Origin of the sequence: Jutongia hominis (genome assembly GCF_014384965.1) — a bacterium.
Taxonomy (GTDB): Bacteria; Bacillota; Clostridia; order Lachnospirales; family Lachnospiraceae; genus Butyribacter; species Butyribacter hominis.
Genome location: NZ_JACRSW010000040.1, coordinates 1 through 17,972, shown reverse-complemented (window position 1 = coordinate 17,972; position 17,972 = coordinate 1). Strand labels below are relative to the sequence as shown.

Annotated in this window: 12 protein-coding genes, 1 tRNA gene and 1 pseudogene; 2 read left to right on the top strand and 12 right to left on the bottom strand. The window is 38.9% G+C overall.

The features are described 5' to 3' along the window. Positions 1-124 precede the first annotated feature (124 nt). The 4 genes from H8700_RS11200 to H8700_RS11185 all read right to left on the bottom strand — a co-directional run bounded on the left by H8700_RS11200 (position 125) and on the right by H8700_RS11185 (position 7,183). Complete coding sequence (locus H8700_RS11200; RefSeq protein WP_249305696.1) at positions 125-1,201, bottom strand: hypothetical protein; 1,077 nt, start codon at positions 1,199-1,201, stop codon at positions 125-127. Further along, positions 1,198-1,734, bottom strand: coding sequence for an RNA polymerase sigma factor (locus H8700_RS11195; protein WP_249305695.1), 537 nt, complete (start codon positions 1,732-1,734; stop codon positions 1,198-1,200). Before H8700_RS11195 ends, H8700_RS11200 begins: the two co-directional genes overlap by 4 nt. A gap of 397 nt (positions 1,735-2,131) precedes the next feature. Then, on the bottom strand, positions 2,132-5,296 hold the full coding sequence (gene ileS / locus H8700_RS11190) for an isoleucine--tRNA ligase (protein ID WP_249305694.1): 3,165 nt from the start codon (positions 5,294-5,296) through the stop codon (positions 2,132-2,134). Between the two features lie 516 nt (positions 5,297-5,812). After that, a complete protein-coding gene (locus tag H8700_RS11185; protein ID WP_249305693.1) occupies positions 5,813-7,183 on the bottom strand; it encodes an NAD(P)/FAD-dependent oxidoreductase in 1,371 nt (456 codons plus the stop codon). 738 nt (positions 7,184-7,921) lie between these two features. On the opposite strand from H8700_RS11185, the gene murG reads away from it, so the two are divergent. Then, the gene (gene murG / locus H8700_RS11180; RefSeq protein WP_022140731.1) at positions 7,922-8,992 is read left to right on the top strand and encodes an undecaprenyldiphospho-muramoylpentapeptide beta-N-acetylglucosaminyltransferase; all 1,071 of its coding nucleotides are present in this window, start codon (positions 7,922-7,924) and stop codon (positions 8,990-8,992) included. 288 nt (positions 8,993-9,280) lie between these two features. Here the strand turns inward: murG and H8700_RS11175 are convergent, their stop codons facing one another. From H8700_RS11175 to H8700_RS11160, 4 genes are all read right to left on the bottom strand, one after another. Beyond that, on the bottom strand, positions 9,281-10,456 hold the full coding sequence (locus H8700_RS11175; RefSeq protein ID WP_249305692.1) for a WG repeat-containing protein: 1,176 nt from the start codon (positions 10,454-10,456) through the stop codon (positions 9,281-9,283). 58 nt (positions 10,457-10,514) lie between these two features. Continuing rightward, the gene (locus tag H8700_RS11170; RefSeq protein WP_249305691.1) at positions 10,515-11,231 is read right to left on the bottom strand and encodes an AzlC family ABC transporter permease; all 717 of its coding nucleotides are present in this window, start codon (positions 11,229-11,231) and stop codon (positions 10,515-10,517) included. Positions 11,232-11,699: 468 nt separating this feature from the next. Beyond that, positions 11,700-12,572 (bottom strand): YitT family protein, encoded by an 873-nt coding sequence (locus H8700_RS11165; RefSeq protein WP_330606375.1) that lies wholly within the window; start codon positions 12,570-12,572, stop codon positions 11,700-11,702. A 79-nt stretch (positions 12,573-12,651) separates the two neighbouring features. Beyond that, positions 12,652-13,467: a substrate-binding periplasmic protein gene (locus tag H8700_RS11160; protein WP_249305690.1), complete on the bottom strand. Its 816-nt coding sequence runs from the start codon at positions 13,465-13,467 to the stop codon at positions 12,652-12,654. Positions 13,468-13,977: 510 nt separating this feature from the next. Here H8700_RS11160 and H8700_RS11155 point away from each other — a divergent pair. Then, complete coding sequence (locus H8700_RS11155; RefSeq protein WP_249305689.1) at positions 13,978-14,256, top strand: putative quinol monooxygenase; 279 nt, start codon at positions 13,978-13,980, stop codon at positions 14,254-14,256. On the opposite strand, the gene H8700_RS11150 is transcribed toward H8700_RS11155, so the two are convergent. The 4 genes and pseudogenes from H8700_RS11150 to H8700_RS11135 all read right to left on the bottom strand — a co-directional run. Then, positions 14,231-15,565: a Na+/H+ antiporter NhaC family protein gene (locus H8700_RS11150; RefSeq protein WP_249305688.1), complete on the bottom strand. Its 1,335-nt coding sequence runs from the start codon at positions 15,563-15,565 to the stop codon at positions 14,231-14,233. The two genes, H8700_RS11155 and H8700_RS11150, sit on opposite strands and share 26 nt — an antisense overlap. Before the next feature lie 197 nt (positions 15,566-15,762). Further along, a tRNA-Leu gene (locus tag H8700_RS11145) sits at positions 15,763-15,845 on the bottom strand. 230 nt (positions 15,846-16,075) lie between these two features. Next, positions 16,076-17,257, bottom strand: a complete 1,182-nt coding sequence (fabV, locus tag H8700_RS11140; protein WP_249305687.1) for an enoyl-ACP reductase FabV — start codon at positions 17,255-17,257, stop codon at positions 16,076-16,078. 295 nt (positions 17,258-17,552) lie between these two features. Next, positions 17,553-17,972, bottom strand: a pseudogene (locus H8700_RS11135) (hypothetical protein); the annotation flags it as partial.

Sequence of the window (17,972 nt, the reverse complement as noted above, 5' to 3'; positions counted from 1 at the left end):
CGCTTTTATAACTTTTATGTAGCAAGCCATTGTTTACACCATTGTGCTGTACTTGTACATCCCAGATACGGGCTTTGTATTTTTATGCCTGACACAAGCCTGACACTTTTTAGCCATTTAACATTTAATACTCTTTATCTGCCTTTTTGATCCAGTCACAAACCCATTTCAGATCGGATTCTGCCACTTCAAAGTGATCTCCTGTATTATATTTTCCATATTGATAAAATATGCATTCTTTTCCGCTGCAATATACACCAAGAATCCATTTTTCCTTCTGACGGTTCTCTATTGTAAGATAATAACAATCTGCCGGTTTTTTAGAAGATATTTCATCCCAGCTTACCTCATGTGCATTGAATCCATCTTCTTCACCCGCCTTTGGTTCCTTACTATTCTGGGTGATTTTTTTAATCGCCTGCAGGATATTGGCTTTTTCCTGCTCTTTCGTGTAAACTGCTACGATCCGATCGGTATTTTCTTTGCTTCTTGCCCTATAGCGTTCCAGTGTAACGGAACGGATATCCTCTCCCTTTTGAATTGCAAATTTGTCTTTTAAGACGTCTTTTCCTTTTAGTCCCTGCCATGCAAATACATATTTTGCGATCGCCATATTTTCATCTTTGTCTTTTAATATGTAATAGCAATGACTCTTACGGTCTGACAACTGATATACCTTCCATGTCTTTTCTTTTTGGTTATGATAAGGTGCACACGCATAGCATACAATTGCCGTTCCTGTATTGCCACCCTGTTTTTGTTCCAATGTATACGAAGTTTTTTTGTATGCCACTTTACGCAATGCATTTTTCTGTGTGCTGCTCAGATAGCGTATCAGATAAATGTATTCTTTCTTTTCCTGCCTGATCGTACCTCTCAATACATCTATACCATATTTACTGCCATCCGTGCTTCCCTCCTGATAGAGCTTTTCAATCATTTTGGTTGTATTGCTAACACGATTCTTATTCCGGTATTGCATAAAGAACATACCGATTGCAACAACAAACACGACCATAATGGCTAACGATACCATATGTGCTTTTCTGCGCGGATTCGGTATATCCATTTTTCTGATCTTTTCATAGATCCTGTCCTCAAAAGAGTCCCTCTCCTCTTCCTGATATACAGGTAATGTCTCCTTCTTTTCCTGCTGATAAATTTGCAATGCCTCTTTGATCACTTTGTCTTTTCTTCTCATCGCAACCCCTCCAAACTTTTTAATAACTGCTGTCTGCCCCGATGAATTTGTGAACGCACTGTGTTGTATGAGCGGTTTAGCACATCCGCGATTTCTCTTGGTTTCATTTCATTCAGGTAATATAATGTTAAAATTTCCCGGTAATCGTGATCCATCGTATCGATTGCATACAATACCCTCTTTACTTCTTCGCTGTCACAAACAACCTTTTCTAAATCAAATGCATCGATTGGTTCGACGATCAGTTCTTCATAGGAGATTCCTGCCTTTTGGTTCTTCCGATACAGATCAATGGCTGCATTCCGAACAACTGTCTGCATATAGGCTTTCGTCCGATAATCCTCAATATCTCCAAGCTTATCCATATGGCGCGATATTGCCAATATGCTGTTTTGTACAGCGTCTTCGGCATCTTCTTTCCGATGCAATATACTCATGGCAATCTGCATCATACTCTTTTGATGATACCGATATAAATCCGCCAGTTTTTGCCGTTCTTGTTCCTCCCAGCTCTTCTTTTTTCCAATCCCCAAACATTTCCCTTCTTTCTTTGCTCTTTTGCTTTATCAGGTGTTCTGTTATATATAACGCAGTGATTTGCCAAAGTGATGCATTTTTTTCTTAATTTTACACTATTTGAGTAAATGACGCGAGCAGAGCTTGAATAAGAATTTTACAACTCAAGAAATGCCGGAACAATTCCGGTCAAAACACTACTGCAAAACGGACATTGTCCCTGCTATACAGCAAAAATGGAGAAATACCATTTCTGATATTTCTCCATTTTTATTTTTAGATTTAAACCTGCTCTTCAAAGCAAACTATGCTTTTAGTTTTAAAATTAGTTTTCGACATAGAACTCTATTATTGAACAGTTTTTTGACAATGCTTCTTTCTCAATCTGTGCCAGCAATCTGTCAATGCCTCTGATCAAGAAAGTTTTTCTACACCAAGTGTTACTTTCTCACCATTGATGCTCCACTCTTTTGTAAAGCCTGCTGCCTTGTCATAAGTAATTTCGTCTGCCATAACTTCTGACTTGATCTGTGCTTCGTTCTTCTGAACGATTTCCTTGACCTTATCATTATCCTGCATGGACACACGGATATGATCCATAACTTCAAAGCCTGCATCCTTACGCATTGTCTGTACTTTACTGATCACTTCACGGACAAAGCCTTCTTCTAAAAGTTCCGGTGTCAGGTTTGTATCCAGAACAACCGTGATACCATGATCACTATCTGAAATGTAACCTTCCATCTGGGCTGCTTCGATCAAAAGATCATCTTTTTCCAAAGCTTCTTCGTTACCGTCTACTGTGATCGTAAGATTTCCTTTTTCGTTTAATTCTGCCATAGCAGCCTGACCATCCAGTGAAGCAAGGATCTCACGGACTGCATTGATGTTCTTACCGAAACGGCGTCCAAGAGTCTTTAACTGTGGCTTGAAGCTATATGTGGTCAGTTTGCTGACATCGCCGGTAAATTCTGCTTCCTTTACATTTAACTCATCACGGATGATATCCATATAGAAGTCAGAAAGCTCTTTGTCTGCTTTGACATACATCTTGCCAATCGGCTGACGGTTCTTGATATTTGCTGTATTACGGCAGGCACGTCCAAGTACAACAGCCTCTAATACTTCTTCCATATCTTCTTCTAACTTTGTATCGATCCAGTCTTCTTTGACTTCAGGGAAGTCACAAAGATGTACACTTTCCGGTGCATTTGCATCAATAGAGCATACCAGATTACGATAAATGTCTTCTGTCATAAACGGGATCATTGGTGCTGCTGCCTTTGAGATCGTTACAAGAGCAGTATACAATGTCATATACGCATTGATCTTATCCTGTTCCATTCCCTTTGCCCAGAAACGGTCACGACAGCGTCTTACATACCAGTTACTCATTTCATCGACAAAATCCTGTAATGCTCTTGCTGTCTCAGGAATCTTATAGGCTGCAAGATTTTCATCAACAGCTTTTACGGTACTGTTTAAGCGGGAAAGCAGCCATTTGTCCATAACAGGAAGTTTGTCATAATCCAATGTGTATTTTGTTGCATCAAATTCATCAATATTAGCATACAATACGAAGAATGCATAAGTATTCCATAAAGTACCCATAAACTTACGCTGTCCTTCCTGTACGGCTTTGCCATGAAAACGGTTTGGAAGCCATGGAGCACTGTTTACATAGAAGTACCAACGGATTGCATCTGCACCGTATTTTTCAAGAGCATCAAACGGATCTACTGCATTTCCTTTTGATTTACTCATCTTCTGGCCATTTTCATCCTGCACATGACCCAATACGATAACATTTTCGTATGGTGCTTTGTTAAACAGAAGCGTTGACTCTGCCATCAATGAATAGAACCATCCTCTTGTCTGGTCAACTGCCTCTGAAATGAACTGTGCCGGAAACTGCTTCTCAAAGAGATCTTTGTTCTCAAACGGATAATGATGCTGTGCAAACGGCATTGCTCCGGAATCGAACCAGCAGTCAATAACTTCCGGTACACGATGCATGGTCTTGCCACAATCCGGGCAGGTAAATGTCACTTCATCAATATATGGACGATGTAATTCCACTTTCGCATCTTCCGGATTACCACTGCGCTGTGCAAGCTCTGCACGGCTTCCGATCGATTCCTGATGGCCACAGCCTTCACACTCCCATACGTTTAAAGGAGTTCCCCAATAACGGTTACGGCTGATACCCCAGTCCTGAATATTCTCTAACCAGTTACCGAAACGACCTTTACCGATGGATTCAGGAATCCAGTTGACGGTATTGTTGTTGCGTACCAGATCATCCTTAACTTCTGTCATTTTGATAAACCATGATTCACGTGCATAGTAGATCAGCGGTGTATCACATCTCCAGCAATGTGGGTAATCATGTTCGAACTTTGGTGCATCAAATAATTTACCATCTTTATCGAGATCCTTTAACACTTCAGGATCTGCTTTCTTTACAAATAAGCCGGCAAACGGTGTTTCTTCCGTCATTTCACCTTTACCGTTTACAAACTGTACAAACGGGAGATCATAGTTACGTCCGACATTCGCATCATCTTCACCGAATGCAGGTGCGATATGAACGATACCAGTACCATCTGACATCGTAACGTAAGCATCGCATGTTACAAAGAATCCCTTCTTATGCTGTTTATCCGCTACTTCTTTTGCACATGCATATAATGGCTCATATTCTTTATGCTCTAAGTCTTTACCGGTAAATGTTTCTAATACTTCATATGCTTCTACGTTTTCTTCTTTGTTTGCAAGCTTACCAAGCACTGTATCAAGAAGAGCTTTTGCCATATAGTAAGTATAGCCATCTGCAGCTTTTACTTTACAATAGATTTCATCCGGATTGACACAAAGTGCAACGTTTGATGGAAGTGTCCATGGAGTTGTCGTCCATGCAAGGAAATAGGCATCTTCTCCGACCACTTTAAAACGTACAACAGCAGAACGTTCTTTGACTAATTTGTATCCCTGTGCTACTTCCTGTGAAGAAAGAGGTGTTCCGCATCTTGGACAGTAAGGTACGATCTTAAAGCCTTTGTATAAGAGATTCTTATTCCAGATCTCTTTTAATGCCCACCACTCTGACTCAATGAAATTGTCATCGTAAGTAACATATGGATTATCCATATCTGCCCAGAAACCAACTGTGCCGGAAAAGTCTTCCCACATTCCTTTGTATTTCCATACAGATTCTTTACATTTCTTGATGAATGGCTCCATACCATATTCTTCAATCTGCTCTTTGCCATCCAGACCAAGCATCTTTTCTACTTCAAGTTCTACAGGAAGACCATGAGTATCCCATCCTGCTTTACGTGGAACCATATAACCTTTCATGGTCTTATATCGTGGAATCATATCCTTGATAACACGAGTCAGGACATGACCGATATGCGGCTTACCATTTGCAGTAGGAGGTCCATCATAGAATGTGTAAGTAGGATTTCCCTCCCTTGCTTTCATTGATTTTTCAAAGATTTTCTGATTGCGCCAAAACTTGCCGACATTTTTCTCGCGGTCAACAAAGTTTAAGTTCGTCGAAACTTTCTCGTACATAATTACTCTTTCCTTTCTTTTTATGATTTTGCCTGATAAAAAACTTTAAAAGATTGCAATGTAAATGATTTCCCAATAAAGACCGGGAAGAAAAAACAAAAAAAGCTTCCATCCCAAAACAGGATGAAAGCCGTTACAATCATAAACCACCTATTCTGATGTACCTTCGATACACAACCCATATAACGGTGGGAACCGTCGTAATGTACTCAATTCCTTTTTCCATCCGAAGCTTCGGAGTGATCTTCACAATCCGGTACTCTGCATCCGGTTCTCACTATCCCGGATTCACTTTGCCTTTTCCCAAAAAGCTACTGTCTCCATCAACGCTTTTATCAACACAAGATATATTTCATAATATAACCTGCTTTTTCATTTGTCAAGACCGTTTCTTCCCAGAATGCATTCTTTCCATTGTCTGCTGACCTTTTAGTTCAAATGCATTCTTTCTATTGTCTAGCTGACTTTTTAACCTGACCGCATTCTTTTTCTGCATGACAGTCGTTTTTCCTGATATTATTTTTCTTCAAGGATAGCTCTTGCAACATGCACACCACTTGCCGAAGCATGTGAAAGCGAATGCGTCACCCCACTGCAATCACCGATGATATACAAGCCTTTATGTGCTGTCTCTAAGTTACGGTCAAGTTCTACTTCCATATTATAGAACTTAACTTCGACACCATATAATAACGTATCGTCATTTGCCGTACCCGGTGCGATCTTATCAAGTGCATAGATCATCTCGATAATTCCGTCTAAGATACGCTTTGGCATAACAAGACTTAAATCACCCGGTGTTGCCTTTAATGTCGGCGTTACAAAGCTTTCCTCGATTCGGCGTGCATTGCTGCGTCGTCCACGGATCAGATCGCCGAAACGCTGTACTAAAACACCGCCACCTAACATATTGGAAAGTCTGGCGATACTCTCACCATATCCATTACTGTCGCGGAACGGCTCTGAAAAATGCTTGGCAACCAAAAGTGCAAAGTTTGTATTTGCCGTGTGCTTTGCCGGATCTTCATAACTGTGTCCGTTTACCGTTACAATACCGTTCGTGTTCTCATTAACCACAACGCCATGCGGATTCATACAGAATGTACGAACCAGATCTTCAAACTTCTCCGTGCGATATACGATCTTGCTTTCATATAATTCATCGGTCAGATGCGAAAATACTTCTGCCGGAAGTTCGACACGGACACCGATATCCACACGATTGGATTTTGTTTTGATCTCCAGATCACTGCAAAGTTTTTCTGCCCATTTACTTCCGCTTCTTCCTGCGGAAACGATACATTTACTACAGCTGTAGTTTTTATCTGCTGTAGATACTACATAACCCTCTTCTGTCTTTTGAACACTTTCTACATAAGTATCAAAATAAAAGTCTGCTTTTGAACTTAATTCTTTGTACATATTCTGTAACACGATATAATTGATATCTGTTCCCAGATGACGTACTGACGCATCCAGAAGATGAAGTCCGTTTTGTAAACAAAGTTTCTTAATGTGCGTATTGGTTGTGGAATACAGCTTTGTGCCTTCTCCACCGTATTTTACATTCAGATCATCTACATAGTGCATCAGTTCCATGGCTTTTTCTTTCCCGATATATTCATAAAGCGTGCCACCAAACTGATTGGTAATATTATATTTTCCATCAGAGAATGCACCTGCTCCGCCAAAACCATTCATAATCGAACAGCTCTTGCAATTAATACATGATTTAATCTTATCTCCATCAATTGGACATTTTCTCTTTTCCAATGCATGGCCGCCCTCTAAGACTGCGATACGCAGATCACTTTTTTCTTTTGTCAGTTCATATGCCGCAAAAATACCTCCCGGTCCGGCTCCAATAATGATCACATCATAATCCATCTACAAGTACCTCCTCACTCTGTAAAGCTGTCCTATGACAAGCCTGTTTCTTTGTTTATACAATCTAAGCAACCTTTACATTATAATATAGAACGCCTTTCTAATCAATCATTTTTCTCATAAAACAAAATAGAAAATGCGTCTTATCTTAACATATTAAATTGTGTTTCTATTTCTTTTTATTTTTTGGATAGACACGACAGCTGATTAGAATTTTTGATTTTTTAATCTTTTTTGCTGATTGGGCGCGGGTCATAACTATAGGGGCGACTCAGTCTGAGTAGCATTGTTGTTTGGGACACGCTTCCGCTTCGCAAAGCCACGTAGCGCACACATAGCACTGCAAAAAGCAAATACTCTTTTTGCAGCGCAAGTGGCGACGGGCTTAGAGATTCCCAAACAGCAATGTACATCAGAACTGGCCTTGCCCCTATATCAGATGAGAGCGCCCATAATCAGGGCAAAAAAGAAAAAAATCTTAAAAATTCTTATCAGGTGAAACAGTGCTCCAAAAAAGAAAAGAAATAGAAACACAAATCAAAAACGTTAATAGGACGCATTTCCTATTTTGTTTTACGAATGGCTGCTTTATGGTTTGGAAACTTTCGGATATTTTTCAAAAAAACATTGCAGTTATTTTGTGATCTATACTATAATAATATGATAGAAAAAAAGAAGCAGGCCGACATAAACACCCGGTCTGTATCATTTTGTATTTCCAAAGGAGGGTTACATACTATGAAAAAAATAGTATTAACAGGTGGCGGTACTGCCGGACATGTTACACCAAACATTGCATTGATACCGGAATTAAAAAAACAGGGATATTCTATCTCTTATATCGGCTCTTACGAAGGTATTGAACGTAAACTGATCGCAGATCTCGATATCCCTTATTATCCGATCTCCAGTGGTAAGCTGCGCCGTTATATTGATATAAAGAATTTAAGCGATCCGTTCAAAGTCATTAAAGGACTGCATCAGGCACGTAAATTACTAAAAAAGATCAAACCGGATGTTGTCTTTTCCAAAGGCGGCTTTGTATCCGTTCCTGTTGTACTGGCTGCCAAATCCAGAAAGATTCCTTGTGTGATCCATGAATCCGATATGACACCGGGACTTGCAAATAAGATTTGCATTCCTTGTGCAAACCGTGTCTGCACGAACTTTCCGGAAACGATCAAGCATCTTCCGCCGCAAAAAGCTGTTCTTACCGGCTCACCGATCCGCGAGGAACTCTTCCACGGCGATAAAGAAAAAGGGCTTGCTTTCTGTGGATTTACCGATGAGAAACCTACGCTTCTGATCATTGGAGGAAGTCTTGGCGCAGTTGCAGTCAATACTGCGGTCCGCAGTATTCTTCCAAAACTGTTAGAAAAATTCCAGATCATCCATCTTTGCGGCAAAGGCAAGCTCGATGAATCCTTAAATGGTACGAAAGGATATGTACAATATGAATATATCAAAGAAGAATTATGTGATCTGATGGCGGCCGCTGATGTAATGATCTCCCGTGCCGGTGCAAATGCGATCTGTGAGATCCTTGCTCTTCGTAAACCAAACATCCTGATCCCATTATCAGCACAAGCCAGCCGTGGTGATCAGATCCTGAATGCCGCATCATTTGAAAAAGCCGGTTACAGTATTGTTATTCAGGAAGAAGATGTTACTGACCAGAAACTTTATGATGCCGTTTTACAAGCATATGAACATCGTGACGAATATGTAAAAGCCATGAAACGCAGCCAGTTGAATAATTCGATTGAAAAGATCGTCGGACTGATCAACGAAGCTGCCAATAAGAAATAAAAGGCAAAGACAGCGTTTTGATCATACCCGTTAAAATGCCGTCACCATATAACTTATATTTTTTAAAAGGAAACCAAATCACATAGCAAGATTCTATATCACTTATATCTTTTAAAAGAAAAGCATATAGTAAGATTTCTGTATATACCCATCTGCTAAAGTCAATTTTCATTCTGACTTTAAAGAAATGTAATATCTTTCTTACTATATGCTTTTTACTTTCTATCCGACGTACTTTTTTGATCTGTTCGCTTACCGGACAGCATACTGATCCGTCTATTGCACCGGTCAGTTTATTGCACTGATCACTCCAATTGCCTGATATTGAATCTTTGCCGTAATTTTTCCTTTTGCATTCATGATACCGTATTTTCCATTCTTTTGTACGATCGTATAACCGGTATCGCCAAAGTCCTGAATGTCATTATATTCTGTCTTTGCAACCTGATTACCATAACGGTCGATCACACCGAATTTTCCATCCATACAGACTACGGCAAGTCCATTTTCAGAAAACTCTCTTGCCTTTTCATAATCGGGATCGATCTCATATTCAAAGTCTGTTCCAAGATAGCCAAACTTTTTATTTTTCTGAAGCAATGCACGTCCGCCAACAAAATTCCAAGCTTTAACATAAGTCGGCTTCAACACTTCTTTTCCTTTTGTATTGATATATCCCCAGCGTGTTGCACGAAAAACTGCTGCCATTTTGTTATCACCAAAATCACGTGCATTCTCATATTTAGGCTTAACGATCACTTTTCCTGTCCGGTCAACATAACCATACAGATCATTCTGACAGATCAATGCCAAACCATCCTTGCTAAATGCTCCCATGGAATCATATTGACAGGCTACTGTCTGTACACCCTTTTGATCAATCGCACCATAACCGGATTTTGTCTGTACGATCGCATTGCCATGGTCGTCAAAATCAGATGCCGTAAGATAGACAGCTTTGATCACTTCTTCTCCCTGTGCATTGATAAAGCCATATTTTCCGTTACGTTTAATACGAGCCAGTCCATTTTTTGCAAATACATATGCTTCTTCATAACGTGGCTCGATTGCAATGGTTCCGGACTGCTTGATATATCCGTATTGATCATTTTTTGCTACAACAGCATAGCCATTAGTCATATCGCTTCCCTGATCATAGATCGGTTTAACGCAATAGTTTCCTTTTGTATCAATATAACCTGTTTTCCCCTTTTTCTCTACAACCGCCATACCATCTTGAAATGCTCCGGCATACGAAAATTCCTTATCAAAAAGCTTTTTACCATTTGCATCAATATAATAAAAGCTATCCTTAGCTTTTACCGGGATCGCAATCTTGGATGCTTCCTGTACTTTTACATTGACTGTCTTAATCTCTTTTTTTCCGCCACATCCGGTCAATGTACCACAGATCGTCAGACCAAGTGTAAGCAGTATACTCCATTTCTTTCTATCTTTACTCATGTATTCTTACACATTCTCCTTTCCTAGCCATATGACTTTAAGTATATCGAACCTGTCTCTAAGCGTCAATATGTCTCCCTTTCTTTTGCTCATGTACCTGACCGGCTGATAAAAGAAAGACCGTGATCACCAAAGAGGGCAGTAAAAAATTCGTGGTGCCAAAAGCAAACAGACACACCAGAGAAATGACACCGCCTGTCATGGCTGCCATTTTCGTTTTTCTTACTTTTCCTAAGACCTGTTCTAACAAAATAACAACAAATAATGCTGTCATGGCAAAATCTATTCCCGTAAAATCTACCGGCAAAGCTTTTCCAAGCAAAGCACCGGTTACCGAACCGATCACCCAATATGCCTGATCAAGAAGAGATATCCAGAACCATGTATCCCGGTGTCTTTCCTGTTCATCCATGCTCCTGCATGCACATAGCACCGAATAAGTCTCATCTGTCAAAGAAAAGATCATGTAGATCTTCGATCTCATTTTCTGAAAAGAAGAAACAAACGATAGCCCATAAAACAAATGACGGCTATTAACAAAAATTGTTGTCAGAAACATCGTAAGCGGAGAAACACAGCTTGCAAGCATCGGTATCATAATAAATTGCATCGATCCTGCATAAACAAATATACTCAGTAAAAGAACCCATATTACAGAAAACCCGGAAGTCTGTGCTAATATTCCAAATGCCATCCCTAAAAAAAGATAGCCACACATGACCGGAATCGACTTTATAAAAGCATATCGTATATTTTGATTCGTGGTTTCGTTCATGTCTTTTTCCTTTTTCCTTGAAATAGTATGCTTTTTTAGTTTTACTCTATCTGCTAAATGGTGTCAAGGTCAAATAGATTCAAAAACAGCACCCTTGCAGATCATTATTATATAGGAAACGGAAAGCTTCCTATATAACCAAAAAAAGAATCGCCGGGGAAGCGATTCTTTAAGGAGAAGGTATGAAAAAAATTTTAAGCACTCATCAAATGTTTTTCCTTCATTTGATAATTCTATTGTAATGAGATTTTGTTAATTGCAAATGATGAAACTATGAATAAATTGTAACAACTTTATAGATAAATATTGTACAAGCATCTGTTTTTATGCTCTTGTAGCCAAAAGGAATCCATAATATACTTTTTATCATTTTTTTATTACAAATATGTTCCTTGTTTTTCTTTTATTTTGTATTGAACTTTATTCATCCGGCCGCATAACATTTCTCTGTTTTATTCTGATTCTTTTTTATTGGTTCTCACTAAATACATCGGTAATATCATGTAATGCAATAAATGCGGATGGATCAATCTCACTTATGATCTCGCGCATCTTCGTGATCTGGAAACGATTGACAACAAAATAGATCACGGTTCTTTCTATACCGGAATATCCGCCCACTGCATTTATTTTAGTCAGACCGGATTCAAATTCCAACGAAAGTGCATCACAGATCTCATCTGCTTTTGTCGTAATGATCATTGCACATTTTGCATGGTCAAAACCATCTACAATAAAATCAACGGTTTTTAATGCTGCCATATAAGTTACAATAGAATATAACGGAAGAATCCAGCTGTGGATCACAATACCACAGATGATATACAAGAGCACATTATATGTCATTACAAAGGTTCCAACTGAAACGCCCAGTCGCTTTGCAAAGATTACTGCCATAACTTCAATGCCATCCATTGCTCCATCAAAACGAATAGCAAGACCGCTTCCAATTCCCGATACCAATCCGCCAAACAAAGCACATAAAAGTAAATCTTTTCCTGCCAGTGGAGATGCCAGACTTACATCTATCGGTAACACATCTGTAATGAGCCATGCCATAAAAGAATAGATAATGACCGTATATGTTGCATAAATCGTAAAATAGATCCCCTGCTTTTTTAATCCATATAGGAAAAGAGGAATATTTAATACGACCAGAAATACCGATAGTGAAAGATACGATGGTGTAATCTGGGATAACAGCATGGAAGTACCTGAAATTCCACTGTCATACAACTCTACCGGTGCTAAAAAAATTGTTACACCAAATGCATTAATACAGCCTGCAATCGTCAGCAAAAGAATATTTTTCCAACGAAGTCCTTTTAAAATTTCTAACACTTTTTTCAATAAAATACCTGCCTTTCTTTTTGAATCACCTTATAACTAAAACCTTATTTTCATAAGATTTTTTCCCTGTTTATTCCAAATCTTTTACTGCCTGTATGCCATTCATACTATATTTTTCCACAATCCGGCTAACGGTTCCATCCGCAACCATTTTTCTCAATACTTTTGTTAACTTATCTGCTATCTGTTGATCACCTTTTTTCGAAAAAGCAACACCAAGTTTTGCAGAATAAATACTTTCACTCAGAAAACGATATTGCGTTATTTCATCTTTGGTGTATTGTCTCAAAACACCTTCATGAGCTGCTATTGCATCAACATATCCTTTTCGCAATGCTGAAATCACCTCGTCAATTGTTTTAAAAGTCACCAGACTTTTTATTTTCGGTAAATGATTGCTTTTATTTAAAAACAAAGTTTCCGGTTTTGTACCAACTTGTGCTGCAACAATCCTGCCATTCAAATCCGATAATTTCTTGATACTGCTATCTTTACGAACCACTATTACATGACGACTGCACATATAAGGTCCTGCCCAGTTGTATTTTTCTTCTCGACCGGTCATGGTATAACAGCCCCAAAGACAGTCTACCTTTCCACTTTCTAATATATTATCTTTTTGATCCCAGTCAATCTGACGAAACTCCGGCTGATAGCCCATTCTTTTGCACGCTTCTCTTGCAAGTGCGACATCGATTCCATGATATTCACCATCTTCTCCAATATAATTAAATGGTTCATAATTATCTGCACCGATCACTAATTTAGGAAATTCTCGTTCTTTTTCGCGTGACTTATTGCCGCCAGCCGAACAACTGCATAATGAAATAAGCATGGTTGTGATCATGCATAACGCTACTATCTTTTTTCGGATCTTCTTTTTCATCTTTTACCTCATTTATGTTGCTGTCTACGTATGTTGATTTAATGTTTTGCTTTGATTCGCTGATGTATTTCAATGTAATGTTTCTTTTTGCGCCCTGATATATTTCAAGGTAATATTTCTTTTTTATACCCTGATATATTCCAAGATAATGTTTCTTTTTTATACCCTGATATATTCCAAGATAATGTTTCTTTTTTATACCCTGATATATATACTTCTGTCTGTACTTTTGCTATTTTACTTACCCATTTTACACAAGATTTGCTATACTATATGAGAATTCCGAAGCTATTTTTACTCTAATAGAATACTTCAAAAATCTTTTAGAAACAAAAATAATTGCATATAGAACATATAGACTCCAGAAGATATGCATTTATCTTTTCACATACAAACTTGTAAAAGCTTACTTTTTCATATGTATCACTATTAGTATAAAAATATTTTGGTTTTCCGTCAACTAACCTGTTTACCAAATAATCCAATCAGATCAACACCGGAGGAATTCTTATGTTATTATTAGTCACCTATACATTACAGCCACAAAAAAGAACATCCTTTTTACAGGATGTTCAAAACAGTCATATATTAGAACAGATTCGAAAGGAAGACGGCTGCCTTCGTTATGAATACTATTTGCACGTTGAAAAAGACGATCAGATCCTTTTAGTCGAAGAATGGGCTTCCAAAGAGCAGCAGCAGATTCACCTACAACAATCGCCTATGCAGCTCTTAAAAGTATACAAAGACAAGTATGTAGTGTCTACCGATATTCGCACGCTGTCGTAACCTCTTCTTCTTTTCCAAAAATGATCCATGCCAGAGAACTGATCAAAAGGAAAAACGGATAAAATAAAAATGGAATGATATCAAAAGCCGATATATTTTTTCCTAATTCGGAAACTGCCGATACCGCTACAAGCATTTGTGCTCCATACGGAATGATTCCCTGTGTGATGCAGGAAAATGTATCGAGCAAAGAAGCCGACTTTTTAGCAGATACCCCATATGTTTTTGCCATTTCACGGGCAATAGGATTTGCCATAACGATCGCTACCGTATTGTTCGCTGTTGCTACATCCATTGCGGCTACCAGAATGCCCATACCGATCTGACCGCCCTTTTTTCCTTTAAACATCCTCTGAATCCAGCCAAGCAATGCCACAAACCCACCATATTCACGGATCAAAGCACACATTGCAGAAACCAATATTGCTACCATGCAGGTTTCAAACATTCCGCTGACTCCACTCCCCATATTGCCAATGAGTTCTACACCTGTAGACTTTCCTGTCAGAAGCATGATCAGACTTCCGGAAAAGATTCCGGACAAAAGCACTAAAAACACATTACAGCCCGCTATTCCGCCTAACAACACTAAAATGTACGGTATCATCCGGATCAAATGATATTCTTTTTGTATGCCGCCTGTTACCGTTGTATTTGCAGATATGACACCAACCAGTATAAGAGTGACCACAGCTGCCGGGAATGCAATCCAGAAGTTTTTGTAAAATTTATCTTTCATTCTGCAGCCCTGTCCGTTGCATGCTGCGATCGTTGTATCAGATATAAACGACAGGTTATCACCAAACATAGCGCCACCCATAACCGTAGCAACGCAAAGAGGCATACCAAATCCCGATGCTTCCGACACAGCCGCTGCAATCGGTGTCAGAAGTGTAATTGTCCCAACAGAAGTTCCCATTGCAACCGATACAAAACAAGCAACCACAAACAGAACCATAACTGCGTATTTTGCCGGAATCATTTGCAACATAAAATATGCCACACTTTCCGCGCTGCTTCGTCCGACAACACCGACAAAAACACCGGCAGTCAAAAAGATCAAGAGCATTGTAATGATATTTTTATCTGCCAGTCCTTTCGCCATAATTTCTAGCTTTTCATCAAAAGATACCGATCGGTTCTGTAAGCAGGCTACTAGTATTGCTGCAAGAAATGCCACGATGATCGGTACATTGTAAAAACCCATTGGCACTTTCATAATATATTCTAATGTAATTCCAAGTCCAAGATATAAGATTAAAAAGACACCGATCGGAAGTAATGCAACCGGATTTGACTTTTGTTTCATTGTTCTGATTCCGTCCTTTCACAATAACATTCTCATACTATCTGTGTTCTCTGACACCATGAACATATATTTTAACAAATTATGCTATAAATGAAAAGACAGACGGAATATTTTACCATGTCGATAGGGGATAGAAACAAAAGAAAAAGGCTGAAAAACATTCATAAACGAGAATGCTCTCAGCCTTAAAAATCAAATGCGGATAACAGGAGTTGAACCTGCACGAGGGTTGCTCACTAGAACCTAAATCTAGCGCGTCTGCCAATTCCGCCATATCCGCATATCCGGCACAAAAGTTTCTCGCAGAATCTTTTCTTGCCGACAGTTGATAGTATATCATTTTTATTTCAGGATAGCAAGGAAAATTTATTTTTGCACTTGCGTTTTATTTATTTATTTTTTTTTAAAGGAGCCTCTCCAAAGATCATAAAACACATTTCATTTTTCATCCAAGATACAGCAACGCTCTTGTTTATAAATGCATATCCTCTTTGGTTCTTTCCATTCTTTCTACTCATCCAGACTTGGAATCGGAATCTGGATTGCTACATCCGCATCATAATCCACACCATCAATCCCAAAACCAAAGATTTCATAGAATTCATCCCAATAGCCATCAAGATCAGCGATCTCTTTGATATTGTCTTTTGAAACTTTATCCCAAAGTTTAGCAACTGCTTCCTGTACTTCCGGCTTCATTTCATAATCATCCACGCGGATCAAACGATTCTGATCGGTAGGAATCTCTTTACAACAAAGACGATCATGTACCAGACGGTACATCTGCTTAATACAGTCTTCATGAAGTCCTTTTTCTTTCATTACTTTAAAAAGCAAAGAAAGATATAACGGAACGATCGGAATGGCAGCACTTGATTGTGTTACAACCGCTTTATTGACAGAAACATATGCCAAAAGTCCGTCTACCTCTTCATTCAGTTCATCTGCTGTCTGATACAAATGCTTCTTTGCCTGTCCGATCGATCCTTCTTTATAGATAGGGTAGGTTATTTCCGGTCCGATATAAGAATACGCTACCGTAATCGCCTGATCTGCTAATACATCTGCTGCTTTTAACTGCTCAATCCAGAGTTTCCAGTCTTCTCCGCCCATTACTTTTATCGTATCATGCACTTCCTGCTCTGTTGCTGCCGGGATCGTCACTTCCGTGATTTCATTGGTCAGAAGATCGATCGTCTGATTCGTATATTCTTCTCCCACTGTCTTTAATGTAGAACGATATGTAACTCCATCCGGAGCTTTACGACGTGGAGCGGCTACACTATAAATCACCATATCTACCTTGCCAAAATCTTTTTTGATCAGTTCGATCGTTTCATCCTTGATTTCCTGTGAATAGGCATCTCCGTTGATGGACTTAGCATAATAACCATCTTTTGTTGCAAATGTTTCAAATGCTGCTGTATTGTACCAGCCGGCACTTGCTGTTCTCTTTTCTTTTCCTGCTTTATCAAAAATAATACCGATCGTATCTGCATCACATGAATATGTCAATGCAATTCTGCTTGCAAGTCCATATCCCATAGATGCACCGATCACAAGAACTTTTTTCGGTCCTTCCGACTTCGGCTGCGACTTTACATAATCAATCTGTGACTTTACTGCTGCTTTGCATCCTTCCGGATGTGCTGTGGTACACATAAAACCTTTTACTTTCGGTGCTACTACCATCTTCTGATCCTCCGTTTATCATCTATTTTTACTAATTTGTCATTTATTACGAATACTAACATTTTCAGTTTAGCATATTTCCAAAAGGGAGTAAAGTAAGTATATACCTAGAAGGAACTTTATACAGCACCTTGATACACTATGCTTTTTTTACTACACAAAAAGCAGGAGGCCATTTCCATAAGAATATGACCTCCAAAAAACTTATAAAAAAATTATATTTTTTCAAAAAATGCGTTCTTAATGAATGTACAAAACAACGATAGTGTGATAGTATTTTCCACTATCACATACTTCAGATATCATTTTCAAATTCTTCAATCGAATCAGTCATACATGCCTTTTGAATCCAACTTTTTAGAATTGTCATATCATTTTGATCGTGAATCTTCTTTTTCAACAATCCTGTTATCTCTCCTTTTTCTTCTAAAATCTCCAGTAATACTTCTTTTTTGCCTGCTATCTTTCCTGCTGCTTCTCCTTCGATCCTTCCTGCGATCTTTCCGGCAGCTTCTCCTTCGATTCTTCCGGCATTCCAGCCATCATCATAGCCTCCGCGCCTCTCACTTGCCCGGATCTTTTTGAGCTCTTCTTCTTCGTTATATTCTAATATAGACATCGCTACCACCTCTGCTCTTTGCTTTTTTAGAAAGTCTGCTAATATATTTTCACGAATACACTCTGTGACTGCTTTTTCTACCGCCTGCTCGATCGG